11 protein-coding genes and 1 tRNA gene are annotated in these 14,905 nt (G+C 45.4%); 1 reads left to right on the top strand and 11 read right to left on the bottom strand.

What is annotated here, in order from left to right; all coding sequences use genetic code 11:
- Positions 1–334: 334 nt before the first annotated feature.
- The 11 genes from DWX57_RS12320 to tig form a co-directional block, all read right to left on the bottom strand.
- Positions 335–622 carry a hypothetical protein gene (locus tag DWX57_RS12320; RefSeq protein ID WP_120124477.1) on the bottom strand — a complete coding sequence of 96 codons (288 nt, stop codon included), beginning with the start codon at positions 620–622 and terminating at the stop codon, positions 335–337.
- A gap of 182 nt (positions 623–804) precedes the next feature.
- Positions 805–1,074: a hypothetical protein gene (locus DWX57_RS12315; RefSeq protein ID WP_120124475.1), complete on the bottom strand. Its 270-nt coding sequence runs from the start codon at positions 1,072–1,074 to the stop codon at positions 805–807.
- Between the two features lie 32 nt (positions 1,075–1,106).
- Positions 1,107–2,015, bottom strand: coding sequence for a hypothetical protein (locus tag DWX57_RS12310; protein ID WP_120124472.1), 909 nt, complete (start codon positions 2,013–2,015; stop codon positions 1,107–1,109).
- A gap of 16 nt (positions 2,016–2,031) precedes the next feature.
- Positions 2,032–2,349, bottom strand: coding sequence for a hypothetical protein (locus DWX57_RS12305; RefSeq protein ID WP_133300889.1), 318 nt, complete (start codon positions 2,347–2,349; stop codon positions 2,032–2,034).
- 77 nt (positions 2,350–2,426) lie between these two features.
- Positions 2,427–4,475: a lysine--tRNA ligase gene (lysS, locus tag DWX57_RS12300; protein WP_055146672.1), complete on the bottom strand. Its 2,049-nt coding sequence runs from the start codon at positions 4,473–4,475 to the stop codon at positions 2,427–2,429.
- Positions 4,476–4,481: 6 nt separating this feature from the next.
- The gene (gene greA / locus DWX57_RS12295; RefSeq protein WP_117550872.1) at positions 4,482–4,967 is read right to left on the bottom strand and encodes a transcription elongation factor GreA; all 486 of its coding nucleotides are present in this window, start codon (positions 4,965–4,967) and stop codon (positions 4,482–4,484) included.
- A 77-nt stretch (positions 4,968–5,044) separates the two neighbouring features.
- Positions 5,045–5,128: transfer RNA gene (locus tag DWX57_RS12290), tRNA-Leu, on the bottom strand.
- A 178-nt stretch (positions 5,129–5,306) separates the two neighbouring features.
- The gene (locus tag DWX57_RS12285) at positions 5,307–7,502 is read right to left on the bottom strand and encodes a hypothetical protein (protein WP_120124467.1); all 2,196 of its coding nucleotides are present in this window, start codon (positions 7,500–7,502) and stop codon (positions 5,307–5,309) included.
- A 17-nt stretch (positions 7,503–7,519) separates the two neighbouring features.
- On the bottom strand, positions 7,520–9,727 hold the full coding sequence (locus DWX57_RS12280) for a fibronectin type III domain-containing protein (protein ID WP_120124465.1): 2,208 nt from the start codon (positions 9,725–9,727) through the stop codon (positions 7,520–7,522).
- A 182-nt stretch (positions 9,728–9,909) separates the two neighbouring features.
- A complete protein-coding gene (locus tag DWX57_RS12275) occupies positions 9,910–11,016 on the bottom strand; it encodes an FKBP-type peptidyl-prolyl cis-trans isomerase (protein ID WP_120124462.1) in 1,107 nt (368 codons plus the stop codon).
- 22 nt (positions 11,017–11,038) lie between these two features.
- The gene (gene tig, locus DWX57_RS12270) at positions 11,039–12,268 is read right to left on the bottom strand and encodes a trigger factor (RefSeq protein WP_120124459.1); all 1,230 of its coding nucleotides are present in this window, start codon (positions 12,266–12,268) and stop codon (positions 11,039–11,041) included.
- 482 nt (positions 12,269–12,750) lie between these two features.
- Between tig and nrdD the strand changes: the two genes are divergently transcribed.
- Positions 12,751–14,877, top strand: coding sequence for an anaerobic ribonucleoside-triphosphate reductase (nrdD, locus tag DWX57_RS12265; RefSeq protein WP_015533701.1), 2,127 nt, complete (start codon positions 12,751–12,753; stop codon positions 14,875–14,877).
- Positions 14,878–14,905: the final 28 nt, after the last annotated feature.

Here is a 14,905-nt window from a genome sequence, read left to right as displayed (position 1 = left end):
CCTTTCTGCCAGTTCAACTTAATATACATTCAACAGACTTAATTATATGTAAGAGTTATTACAATATGGTTACACTTTCTCAATCCATCAGCGTAATCCGCACTGCAGCTTCTCACTACACCTGCTGATTATAGCCGCCATCCCTTTAAGTTTCAATGAGGCGAATCTTTAAGATATCTTTAAGTAAAACAAAAAACAGCGGCAGACATGTCCATCCACGGACATATCTGTCGCTGACAAATGTATAAATATTTGTTTTCCCGGCACGGCTTACACGCCATACCTGATCCTTAGTCTCTTGACAAATCCCACAGATTTTCTCGCATTGTATAGCTTATCGGCAAATATATACAGGGTTCTGAGCTCTGCCTGCAACACGTGCATCAAACTCCAGATTCTCCTGTCTGTCCCAGCCCTCATATTTCTTTCTGAACTGTCTGTATACCTTCTGATCCATAAGCTGGCTTACCGCACTTATGTCCTCCCGCCGCACCAGCATATGCGCCTCATCCGTTCCGGCACATACCGCACGATCATAAAGTCCTGCTCCATCTTCTCTATTCTTCTGCCTTCTTTCCCTTCTCCTTATATTAATATATTTCATTTCAAACAATCCAAACATTAATTCTCTCCCATACGCAGTTGCCTGCAAACCAAACATCGACAAAATTCACACAACCATTCTTTTCGTTATAACAACATATTATCCTAAAGTATATGGCAAAAAGTAATTCCAGACGCACAAAAACCGCCAATATCGCTTATGATATGGCGGTTTTGTCGATATTCTTATTATTTTCACTCTTATTCCAGCTCCTCCAGAGCATCCAGATAACTCTCCATCCACTGCACCTGCTTTGCGCTTTTCGCATCTTCTTCATCCGGTTCGTCCGGATCATCCGGCCACTCATCGCCCTCGTCAAGCTCCTGCATGGTCAGCCAGTTGTCAGCCACCTCAAGCTGAAGTATCCTTCCATCGTCACACTCCAGACTCACCAGCACCATAAGCGGCTCCCCCGGAAGCCTCTCCTCACAGCCGAAGTCGGCCTCATCTATTCTCTTTATTGTCCACATATTATCACCTCATGTTCTGTAGATGTCATAAATCACTCTACCCGTATCTTCAAAAAGTCTATGAGTGCTTCCAGCGTCAATTCCTCCTTGCGCCATATCCACTCTGTCTCTATCGTATAGAACAGCCCGCCGCCTATGTCACATGCCGCCGCAAACTTCTGTCTCTGCTTTCTGGACTTCTTATACTTGAATATATAATAGTAATAAAGTCTTCCCTCTATCACTTCATGTTTCAGATATGCCCTTGTCCGCAGTTTCTCCGGGCAGGCTTCATCCTCCACCAGCTCATCCAGCACGTAATCCTCAGCCGTCTCATCATCGATAGCCTCCTGAAGTGAACAATAGACAAGTTCCGGCTTAAGCTCCTCATTAAACCCCGCAAATGCCGGATCACTGTCATCGCCATCTATCAGTCTATACCTCTGAGGCAGGTCAAAGCTTATCTTTCTGGCACCTGACTGCAATGAATATGTATTGATTAATTGTGCATCTCCAGTCATCCCATAGATGTCCGCATATGGCATACCGTTTTTTCCATATACATTCCTATCATTTTCCATACCTGAACCTTCATCTAACTTTATAGATGTGTCCGTTGAATCATATGTATATCCGCCACCAGCATTTATCGTGCCAGAATAATCAGCATCACCATATCCTACACCATCATACTCGTTCCCACCGTTAGCAGCTCTATCCGCCTCGCTGGCCTTCTTCGCCTGAAATCCGGATACTAGGAACGACACAAAAGCCAGCAATCCGATCAGAAACTTCAATCCCTGTTCCGAAATATACGACCACAGCTCTGACAGATCCGATATATTTCCATGTGACTCTTGATATATATTGTATATTCCTGCTCCCCAGAACAGCACCAGCATGGCCCCGGCCACGACAAAGCAGGCGATCGCACTCTGTAAAACATACTTTAATCTTCTCATTTACCCTTCACCCCTGTCATTTCGCTTTTAATTCACACATGCTTGCATCAACATACCGCAAGCATCTACCCCAAAGATACCGCATATTATACCCTCCAGTTCGCAGAATATCAATTACATTTGATATTTGATTACTCTTCTCATACAGCCGTTTCATATAGTCTCTTATGCCATATCTGTTATAAAGTCCTGTGAGTGCATCGTTGGAGCTCTTGGAATCGCTCTTCACCATGACCTTCATTACGTCCATGGACTTAACAGAAAACTTGAGCTCAGCGCCATACTTACCGGACTTGTTCATGCCTGCGATCATGGATTTTGATCCGTCTCTCACACAAAAAGAGAACCCCAAATCTGAAGTGTGTACTTCTAATCTGGGGTCCTTTTCATATATACTAGATATATCCTATTTTAGTACAGCTTCGCACCTGCAGGAATATGGTTGTCAACCATCAGAAGGTGAAGCTTCTCCTCGCCCTCTTCCTCATGGATAGCTGAAAGAAGCATACCGCATGAATCGATTCCCATCATCTTTCTAGGTGGAAGGTTTGTTATTGCAATAAGTGTCTTGCCGACTAACTCCTCTGGCTCATAGAATGCATGGATTCCTGAGAGGATGGTTCTGTCTGTGCCTGTGCCGTCATCCAGTGTGAACTGAAGGAGCTTCTTGCTCTTTGGCACTGCTGAACATTCCTTAACCTTTACCGCTCTGAAGTCTGATCTTGAAAATGTCTCAAAATCAACCTCATCAGCAAAAAGTGGCTCTATATCTACCTTGGAGAAATCGATCTTCTCGTTTGGTGTGAAGAATCCGTTGTTGTCACCGGCTGTCTCAGATACTGAATCAGAATCTGAACCACCCTCACTCTTCATAGTCGGGAACAGAAGAACATCTCTGATCGCCTGTGAATCTGTAAGGAGCATAACCAGTCTGTCTATACCATAACCGATACCGCCTGTTGGAGGCATACCGATCTCAAGCGCATTGAGGAAATCCTCATCTGTGTGCTCAGCCTCGTCATCTCCGGCTGCGGCATTCGCATCCTGAGCGGCAAATCTCTCACGCTGATCGATAGGATCGTTCAGCTCTGAGTATGCGTTACACATCTCCCATGTGTTGATGAAGAGCTCGAAACGCTCAACCTTTGTAGGGTCTGAAGGCTTCTTCTTCGTAAGTGGTGAGATCTCGATCGGATGATCCATGATGAATGTAGGCTGGATCAGCTTCTCCTCACAGAACTCCTCGAAGAACAGGTTCACGATGTCGCCCTTCTTGTGGCGCTCTTCGTACTCTACGTGATGCTCGTCAGCGATCTTCTTCGCCTCAGCGTCATCAGCAACCTGGTCAAAATCAACACCTGTATATTTCTTGATAGCGTCAACCATAGTCAGACGCTCAAATGGCTTGCCAAAGTCGATCTCGATTCCGTTGTATGAGATCTTGGTGCTTCCACATACCTTTTCTGCGAGGTAACGGAACATGGACTCTGTGAGCTCCATCATACCATAGTAATCTGTGTATGCCTGGTACAGCTCCATCAGAGTGAACTCAGGGTTGTGACGTGTGTCAACACCCTCGTTACGGAATACTCGTCCGATCTCGTATACTCTCTCAAGACCGCCGACGATAAGTCTCTTCAGGTAGAGCTCAAGTGATATACGGAGCTTTACATCCTCATTGAGTGCATTGTAATGTGTCTCAAATGGTCTGGCTGCGGCACCACCGGCATTGCTGACCAGCATAGGTGTCTCAACCTCCATGAAGTCACGTCCTGCCAGGAAGTTACGGATCTCCTTTAATATCTGTGATCTCTTGATAAATACTTCCTTGCTGTCCTGGTTCATGATGAGATCCACATATCTCTGACGATATCTCATATCTGTATCTGTCAGTCCGTGGAACTTCTCAGGAAGGATCTGGAGTGACTTAGAGAGAAGTGTGATCTCCTCTGCATGTATGGATATCTCACCAGTCTTTGTTCTGAATGCATATCCCTTAACTCCATATATATCACCGATATCTGACTTCTTGAAGTCAGCGTATGACTCCTCACCGATCTGATCTCTTGCAACATACACCTGAATGTTGCCCTTAAGATCCTGAATGTTACAGAAAGAAGCCTTACCCATGACACGCTTGAACATCATACGTCCTGCGATGCTCACATTGATAGGTGAAGCATCCATGATGGCTCTTCTCTCATTGTAATCGTTGTTTAAAACTTCTCTCTTCTCTGCCTCTTCAAGGTCCTCAACTGAAGGTGTCTGTCTACCAGCCAGAAGCTCTGCCTCATGTGCTGTGTACATCTCCTTCACATCTGCGCTGTGCTGCTGCACATCATACTTTGTTATGACAAATGGATCCTTGCCTGCCGCCTGAAGGTCTGCCAGCTTCTCGCGGCGCACCATCTGCAGCTTATTAAGATCCTGATCTTTTCCCTTGTTATTCTGCTCTGCCATCTTCTCTTACAGCTCCTGTCTCTTAATATCAAGTACTCTGTACTTAAATTCTCCGTCCGGTGCCTCCACCAGAACTTCCTCACCAACCTTTGCACCCTTGAGTGCCATTCCAACTGGTGACTCATCAGAGATCTTGTTGTTCATGATATCAGCCTGTGATGATCCCACGATATCATACTCGATCTCCTCGGCAAACTCGTAGTCATATACAATTACCTTGCATCCGATACCCACAACTCCTGTATCGACCTCATCCTCATCAACTACTTCTATATTCTTAAGCATTGCCTCAAGCTGCTCGATTCTTGCCTCGATGTCTCTCTGCTCGTCCTTGGCTGCATCGTACTCTGCATTCTCTGACAGATCTCCCTGTTCTCTGGCCTCTTTGATCTTAGCTGCGATCTCTCTACGTTTATTAACCTTCAGATCCTGAAGCTCTTCCTCTATCTTCTTGAGACCTGAATAAGTAACCACATTCTTCTTCTCTGCCATTGCCGCACATACCTCCTAAATATCATAAATTATTGACTCCACAGCTCAGCATTTCCGCATACTATGGTATAAAAAAATGCGGAAGATGGGACTTGAACCCACACGGTATTGCTACCACAGGCACCTGAAGCCTGCGCGTCTGCCAATTCCGCCACTTCCGCATGTTCACAACGAACGTTAATATAATATACTGTTTGCCTTGGTATGTCAACCACTTTTTTTGCATTTCCGCAAGCATTTTCCCATAAAAAAGGGAAAACATATCTACCACATTTCCATGCATGTATATATGTTTTCCCGCAAATATATCTACTGCTTGTTATTACCTAACATATGCCATTACTTTTTACTCTTGGCACTGGCGGTCTTGGAGTATGCTGACTGAGCAGCACATCCACCGTCGTTAACTGCCACTGCAGCGACCTTGTAATAGTATGTCTTGCCCTTTGCAGCCTTCTTGTCTGTAAAGCTGCATGATGATGTTGTACCGATCTTAGAGTACTTACCATTCTTCTTTGTTGCGCGATATACTACGTAGTTCTTCGCTCCTGTAACGCTACTCCACTTTACTGTGATCTTCTTGGCTCCGGTGTTAGATGCACCTGACATCTTTGGTGTACCTACAGCATGTGTATACACTGCCTTATACTGCCTTGCAACTTCATAGTCAATGCTGCAGTTAACCCCGCTGACAATTGTCGATGGCTGTATAAAATATGTATACTCAAGCTTGGTCGTGAGCTTGCGGTCACTGAAGTTTGTTGACGTTGTCTGTCCCAGCCACTGGGTTGTGCCGAGAACAGGGTTCATTCTGTATACTGTGTAAGAATCTGCACCAGGCACCGCTGACCATGTAACTCTGACCTCGGATGTGGACTTTCTCACAGCCTTTACATTCTTAGCAAGAGGGATATAGTTGACGCTGACGGATGTCATCTCGCCCTGCTTCTTACCCTTGTATGGCACTACGTATGCAGAGTAATACTTAATACCCTTACTGCTGCTTCCTGTATTCTTGAACTTGTATGTATTTCTGGCTGCAGATTTGATCACTGCAACCTGCTCAAGCTTATTTGTGTAGTTATTTCTCGCAAATATCTTGTAGCCTGAAGCTCCCCAGACTCTGTTCCACTTGAGATTGGTGTATATCGTCAGGTTTTTCTTGTCTTTGCTTGCAGATACCGTGGATGAGACAGCCTCAAGCTCTCTCACGCTCTCTGTGTATCCGGTCTGGAGCCATTTGTATGTCACGTTCTCACAAATGACCTTTCCACCTGAAACGCTCTGGCTCTTAAGCTTGAATGAATACTCAGCGCCAGATGCAAGTCCCTTGATGGTGCATGATGTTCCCTTTGTCGCAACAGCTCTCTTATATCTGTCTCCCGATATATCGGATCTCATATACCAGACTTCATACATATTTGCTCCGGCTGCCTTATCCCATGTGAGCTTTACTGAGCTCTTTGTGTTCTGAACCGCTGTTAGCTCCGTTGTACCCATGAGTATCTTTACGCCGCGGACCTCACTTGCAGTTCCCTTTGAAACCGCTCTGGTAGAGGCATCATAATACTTTGGAACTACCTTGTAGTAGTATGTCTTTCCAGCCTTAACTGTTGTATCTGTATACTCCGGTGTGTATATCGTCTTTATCTTCTTAAAGCCCTTTGTCTTTGAAGTTGAACGGTACAGATCGAACTGGTTAGCAGCGCCGTAATCGCTTACCGTTATATCAGCACCCTTTGCGCCTCTATCAACTGAAAGCTCCGCTGTTCCAAGCCTGCAGTCCACCTTTGCAACGGCTGATGTCTCTACAACCCTGGATGTCTTATTGTATGAGTCAGTTCCGGTTACTATCTTCGCCATATAGTAATAGGTATTTCCTACTTTTACATTATCATCATAATACCTCACTTCAGAAGCTCCATACATGTAACCGACGCCTGACAAAATCTTCGTAAAGCCTCCTGATGGCTTTGTGGATCTGTACACCTCATACCAGATATCATTCTGTACGTAGCTGTCAAATGGGAACGACACAGATACTCCACCTAATTCTCTATATCCGGTATCTCCCGTAGAATATGATACGTATTCTGAAGGCTTCCTGCTGCGGCTGAACTTAGGTGCTTCAAAATATATCTTTCCCGACTCCTGCGACACCGTCTGTCCATTGTCATCACTGACTACCAGCTTAAACTGATATGTCGCACCGGCAACTCCTCTGAATTCCGTATCCACATGCCAGCTTCCGTCATAGTCACTGTCTGTCCACGAGTCATACCATGCTCCATTTACATAGAGAACAGCCTCTGTTCCATATCCCAGAGCGCTTATATGTACAGAACCGCTGCTTACGGTATCCTGACCTCCTACACTAAAATATGTTATGGATGCTTCTTCAGCAAACGCCACCTCAGCCTGAGCGGACTGTACATCTGCGCTGCCGTCTGCTGCCATTGCTGGCAATGCATCACCAAACACCATGGTTGAAGCAAGCGCCACGCATAAAGCTTTCTTTATCAATCTATTCTTCATAGTTTACCCCTTTTCATCTATTTGCGGATCCTTATTCCCTTTGCATGTGATGCAACTGACTTGACTGTCTTTCCTCCATCATTAACTGTTGAAGCCACAACCTTGTAGTAATAGGTCGTTCTCTTCTTGAGCTTCTTGTTCATGTATGAAAGTTTTGTAGCTCCAGTCTTGCCGACCAGCTTGTATGTTCCATTCTTGCTGGTTGAGCGATATACATAGTATCTGGTTGCATTTGTAACCTTCTTCCATGTTACAGTCGCTGTACCCTTGGAACCATTTACAACCTTTGTTATGGCCGGTGATGCAAGCTTGTGTGTATAGTCACTGACATACATATCATATCCGCTGCTGAATCCAAAGTCTGTGCCTACAACAACAGAGTATGTATACTTCATTCCATCTGTCACGTTCACATCCGTGAAGTTGGTCGCCTTTGTGGCTCCTATGTACTGACGTACACCGAGCTCTGTAGTTCTGTATACATAGTATTCCCTTGCACCGCTTACAGCAGACCATGTTATCTTGGTCGATGTCGCGCTCTTCTTTACAGCCTTAACACGCTTTGCACTTGGCATCTCTGAATTCCACAGAGTGTTATCCTCGCCGCTTGCCTTTCCCTTATATGGTCTCACATATATCTGGGAGTATTTGCGCTCCTTGCCCTTGGCACTTGTGTTTGTAAATGTATATGATGTCTTTCTTCCCGATGTTATCTTCTTGATGGTCTCTATCTTGCCTGTACTGCTGTTGAGGCCTGATATAACATATCCTGATGCGCCCCAGTCTCTGTACCATGTGAGAGAATATCTTACAGACAGGACATCCTTCCTGCCGTTCAGTGATGAAGATACAGCTCCCGCAGTCAGATCCTGGACTCTCTTGTTGTAACCCATGGTCCTCTCAGATGTATCTGTCGTCTCATATCTCACGGCAGCTCCTGATTTCTTGACTGTCCTTATCATCACCTTGTATGTTCCGTTCGGATCAAGCTTTGTAAGGGTGCATGAGTTTTTCTTGGTGACCACCATACGCTTGTATGCATCACCGGTTATATCGGTTCTCTTTGCCCATACCTCGTATGATACGTCTGCGGTATTGTCCGCAGCCCATGTACACTTCAGTGATCTGTTGCCTGTCTGTATAAGGCTAGGTGCACCTGCTGCATTCATGATAAACTTTACGCCGACAACACCAGATGTCTTTCCTGTTGTTATCTTTCGTGTCTGTGAGTCGTAATACTTTGGCACTACCTTGTAGTAGTATACCGTTCCACTCTTGACCGCTGTGTCCGTGAAATCAGCAGAATATATAGTCTTTATCTTTCTGTAGCCCTTGCTCTTGTTTGTTGAGCGGTACACATCGTACTGATTTGCAAAATTGCTGGTCATCCACAAGAATACTCCCGGCTTACTTATCTTTTCTGATACATTCATGCTTGAAGCATAGAGCTGATCCACCTCTGGAATGCCCACCTTTACTGAAGCTGTCTTACTTGTAGCTATGACCTTGCTCGTCTTCACATACTGATCTGAACCGCTCACGATCCTGAATCTGTAATAATATGTAGTTCCGGTCTTCGCAGTGCTGTCAAGATATGCAAGTCTTGACGTGTAAGATTCACTTCCCGTTGCGATCGTGGTAAATGGCCCACCTGACTTGGTCGCTCTCTGAACCTCATACTTGACCTCATCTGAATGCCTGCTATCAAGATATACGCTGACAGACACATAGCCTGGTTTTGCATAGCCAGTGCTTCCGACTGTATATCCTACACTAACACTAGGATCACCATCAAAGCTCACCTTGTCAGTTTTGACCGGTGAAACCTTCTGTACAGTCACCTCTCCATTTGAATCGTAGGCTCTGACCTCTGCGTTGTAGGTGGAATCAAGCAGCGCCGGGATCTCACAGTTAATACTAAAGGACTGCTGGTCCTCTCCGTTGTACTGTTCCCCGCACTTTACTCCATTGACCCAGACCTCAACTCTGTAAGCCTGGCCGCTTGCATTGATCGTTATGGTCCTTGAGTTCTTATAAGCTCCCGCATACCATATGCTGACATTGGCTGCCGCCACATCAGCCTGTTCCTCCGCCGCCACTGTGGCAGCAGTTCTTCCGTCTGCCGCATTTTCCACACTGGCTGCCATAGCCGTGCCCGCCTCACCGAGCATCATGACTGAAGCCAGAGCAATGCACAGACATTTTCTCGCAATGTTCTTTCTCATAATATCCCCTTTCCTTTTCTATCTTTAAAATAAAGACATGTTCTCTTTTATTTTAAATTCCCGGAGCCCCTTAGTCAATGTGGATAAACCACAGATTCATTTGTCTATAGACGACAATAGAGACCGGGCATAAAACCTCGGTCTCTATCAGCTTATCCATATTCAAATATATCGCGTGCAGCTTACTCCTCTGTGGCTGCCTCAGATGCATCTGTTGCAGTTGCCTCCACCTGAACTGATCTGTTCATGAGATAGTCAAGCACGTTCTCCTCTGTGGCATAGAACATCAGGTCTGACTCTGAGTAATACTTGTCCACGTCTGAGTCATTCTCCAGATTGTTCTTGTCCATAACCTTCTGTCTGTACGCCTTTATGTCTGCGTTATCGGCGATGAGGTCATTGTCCATTGCTATGCATGACACAACGATCTTCTCCTTCATGACGTTCTCAACTGTGGTGTGAAGGTACTCAAGGAATGATGCCTCGTCCTCATATCCATAGAAATACTTCATATATGCCTCGAAGTCGATTCCGTAGTTGTCTGCGGCACTTCTCACATTTGACACCATGGACTGAATGTAGGAAGCTACCTCATCCTCAGGATACTTGTCAAATGTAACCTTCTCCTCAACAGCCTTGAGAACAGAGGCTCTGTCTGTCTCGTCCGCGGAATCGTCCTTGTCCTTCTGAACATCCTCCTTCAGATGTGCTGTGTAGTCATCGGTTGTTGTGTACTCACCATCAGTAGCCTTCTTGACCAATGCGTCTGTGTACTCAGGCACCGTGGTAACTGATATATAATTGATCGTAACCTTGTACTCTGCTGTGAGCCCTGCAACGGTGGTGTCACTGTAATCATCAGGATATGTAACTGTCACCGTTCTGACATCACCGGCCTTGCTTCCTATAAGCTGATCATCACTTCCATCACCAAGAGTATTGCTACCCATTGTCAGTGTGTAGCCAGTCTTGCTGTCCTTCTCCGTCCCGGAAACCGTCTCAACATAATCTACGTTAACCTTGTCGCCATCAGCTACTGCACTTGTCTTGTCCTGTGTAGTCTCAGAATTGTCACTGCAAAAACTGCTTATCGCACTGTTTACATCGTCCTCGGTCACCTCTCTCGATGCCGGAACATATTCGATATCAGTGTATGCCGCCTTGTCTATGGTCGCACACTTTGAAAACTTCTTAAATTGGCTCTTTGTGTCATTGCTGCCACAGCCTGTCATCAGACCTGCGCACATGACTGCCACCATTCCTGCTGCAAATATCTTCTTTACTCTCATATCTTTCTCCGTACCCCTTTACTTACTCTTCAGCCTGCTCTGCGTCAGCCGCCTCTGTTGACTCTGAGGTCTCTGTCGTTTCAGTTGTCGAAGCCGCTGTTGCCTTTGCATTGTCCATAAGGAAATTCATGACCTTCTCTGCCAGAGCGTTGTACTTTATCTCAACGTCTGTAAGATTCTGTCTGAGTGTAGACTCATCAACACTGTTCTTCGTTGCATAATCAGCTATATACTTATCAGCCTCGTCATCTGTGACACTGATATTCTCCTTCTTGGCAATGGCACATACTACCATTCTCTCCTTCTGTGATTCCTCACAAACCTGCTGTACATACTGTTCAAATGCAGCGCTGTCATCATATCCATAGTAGTAGTAGATATATGTGTCATACTCTATTCCGTTTGTCTCTGCCTGAGTCTTTATGGATGTTATGATCTTGTCAGCATTCGCCTGAACATCATCTGCTGATATGTTCTCTATTGTACTGTTGTTTATAACGGCAACCATGACCTCATTCTGAGCACTTGCAAGAGCTGAATCCTCCTTGCTCTGCTTAAGCTGCTCACGTACAGATGCCTCATACTCAGCAGTTGTCTTATATGAAGTATTGTTTGCAACCAGCTCATCATTGTATGTAGCCGGTTTATCTATCTTTATATAGTTAAGTGTCGTCTCGAACTTGGCCGCCTTGCCATTTAACTCATCCTTGCCATAATTCTCAGGAAAGGTTACATTCACGGTAAATGTCTCTCCCGGCTTATGTCCAACTATCTGATCCTCAAAGTTATCTATGAATGAACCAGAACCAAGGACGAGATCATATCCGCTGCCATTGGTATTGCCTCCATCGAACTCCTCACCATCTACAGTTCCGACAAAGTCAATATTTACTGTATCTCCGTTCTTCGCCTCGCTGGTTGTGTCCTTATCAAATGTAGCAAGTCCGTTCACAAATGAATCAACCTTGGCCTGAACCTCATCATCCGTGACATCAGTGCCCTTCTCCTCATACTCCATGCCCTTGTATTCACCGAGTGTGACATCTGCCGCATACTGATCCACCATATCCTCTATAGAAGCAAATTCTTCTGATGAATTGTCAGCACTCTCTGTAGCATCAGAAGATGTTGCCTTACTCGCTGTATTATCCAGCTTTCCACTCGTACCATTACTGTCGCCACAGCCTGTCATAAATGACATGGACAGAGCGAGTGCAAGAACAACTGCACATCCCTTATTAAATTTTCGCATAATCATACCTCTTTTACTTTTTATTAGAAGTGTAACCATCTTCATGATAAACTTCAACGAGTAAACTTATACCATATTTTCCTGTAAAAATAAAGCAATTTGAAATAATTCATAGAATTCTCACAAATGATTTCACATTCCTATAACAGGCAGTTTTACATCTGTTTTTGTGATGTATTTTATCTGTCCCACATTAATCAAAGGCAAATCCACAATATGTTGTGTCTACATATTTTTTATTTTTCTATATTTTGTACTTTTTGCAAATAACCTGTAGACAAACAAAATTGGGAATGATATAATCGACCATGTTGAGACATCAGTGTGAGATTTGCGACGAGGCACCTTATTTGTCGCTAATTTTTTTGCGGCTTTTTCAGCCCACACACTATATATTGATGTCTCCTGTATGGTAGTATACAATATTTAGGGGGCGTACTTTTTTTAACGCCCATTCACATCACACACAGGGAGAATGGGAAATGCAAGTTATCAAGAGAGACGGTCGTGCTGTTACTTACGACCGAAGCAAGATCATATTGGCTATCCAGAAGGCTAACTCGGAGGTGGAGCCTTGTGAGAAGATCTCTGACGAGAAGATCGAGGAGATCGTCGGAAGCATCGAAGCCAAGAACCGAAAGAGAATGCTCGTTGAAGATATCCAGGATATCATCGAGCAGGGGCTGATGGCCGACGGCAAGTTTGTCCTTGCCAAGACCTACATTATATACAGATACAGCCGTGAGCTCATCAGAAAGGCAAATACGACTGATGATTCTATCCTCAGTCTTATCCAGAACAGGAATAAGGATGTCATGGAGGAGAATTCCAACAAGAATGCCACCGTCGCATCCACACAGCGTGATCTTATCGCAGGAGAGGTATCAAAGGATCTTACCAAGAGAATGCTCCTCCCTGAGAAGATCTCCAAGGCTCATGAGGAGGGCGCTATCCACTTCCACGACGCAGATTATTTCCTCCAGCCTATATTCAACTGCTGCCTTATCAACATTGGGGATATGCTTGACAACGGCACAGTCATGAACGGCAAGCTCATAGAGAGCCCGAAGAGCTTCCAGGTGGCATGTACCATCGTGACTCAGATCATCGCATCTGTCGCATCCAGCCAGTACGGCGGCCAGTCAGTCGATGTCCGTCACCTTGGAAAGTACCTCAGAAAGAGCTACAACAAATATAAAAAGAGATACACCGAAGAGTTCGGCGACAAGATAGACCCTGACACACTTGAGAAGCTCATCACCGAGAGACTCAAGGACGAGCTGAAGTCAGGAGTTCAGACTATCCAGTATCAGATAAATACTCTGATGACCACCAACGGCCAGTCTCCATTTGTCACTCTCTTCCTCAACCTCAGAGAGGACGACGAGTACATCAAGGAGAACGCCATGATCATCGAGGAGATCCTCAGACAGAGACTTGAGGGAATCAAGAACGAGGCAGGCGTGTATGTTACACCTGCATTCCCTAAGCTCATATATGTCCTTGACGAGCACAACTGCCTCAAGGGCGGTGAGTACGACTATATCACAGAGCTCGCCATCAAGTGTTCTGCCAAGAGAATGTACCCTGATTACATATCAGCCAAGAAGATGCGTGAGAACTACGAGGGAAATGTATTCTCATGCATGGGATGCCGTTCATTCCTCTCCCCATGGAAGGATGAGAACGGAGAATATAAATGGGAAGGCCGTTTCAACCAGGGAGTTGTCAGTCTTAATCTTCCACAGATAGCTATACTTGCAAAGGGAGACGATGACAAGTTCTGGAGTCTTCTGGATGAGAGACTGCAGCTCTGCTACGACGCACTCATGTGCCGCCACAGAGCCCTCGAGGGTGTAACCTCTGACGTCAGCCCAGTCCACTGGCAGTACGGTGCCATCGCCAGACTTAAGAAGGGCGAGGTCATCGATCCACTGCTCCACAACGGTTACTCAACCATATCACTGGGCTACATCGGTGTATATGAGACCACCAAGCTCATGCGTGGTGTGAGCCACACAGATCCTGTGGGCGAGGAATTTGCACTGAAGCTTATGCACAAGCTCCGCGCAGCCTGCGACAAATGGAAGGCAGATACGGGACTTGGCTTCGGACTCTACGGAACTCCGGCAGAGAGCCTTTGCTACAGATTTGCACGTATCGACAAAGAGCGTTTCGGAACCATAAAGGATGTCACAGACAAGGGCTACTACACCAACTCTTACCACGTTGATGTCCGTGAGAAGATCGATGCATTCAGCAAGTTCAGATTTGAGAGCCAGTTCCAGACCATATCATCAGGTGGTGCCATCTCATATGTTGAGATACCAAACATGCGCAACAACCTGGATGCTCTGGCAGAGGTCGTAAGATATATATACGACAACATACAATATGCTGAGTTCAACACCAAGTCTGACTACTGTCATGTATGTGGATACGATGGTGAGATCCTCATCAACGATGACGGCGAATGGGAATGTCCGCAGTGTGGCAACAAGGATCACAACAAGATGAATGTTACCAGAAGAACCTGCGGTTATCTTGGCGAGAACTTCTGGAACGTGGGCAAGACCAAAGAGATAAAGGCAAGAGTGCTTCATCTATAGTCTTTTATAGAAAAACACTTGATATATT

The organism is Coprococcus sp. AF19-8AC (assembly GCF_003603115.1).
Lineage (GTDB): Bacteria > Bacillota > Clostridia > Lachnospirales > Lachnospiraceae > Coprococcus > Coprococcus aceti.
This window is presented reverse-complemented; position numbering and strand designations above follow the sequence as displayed.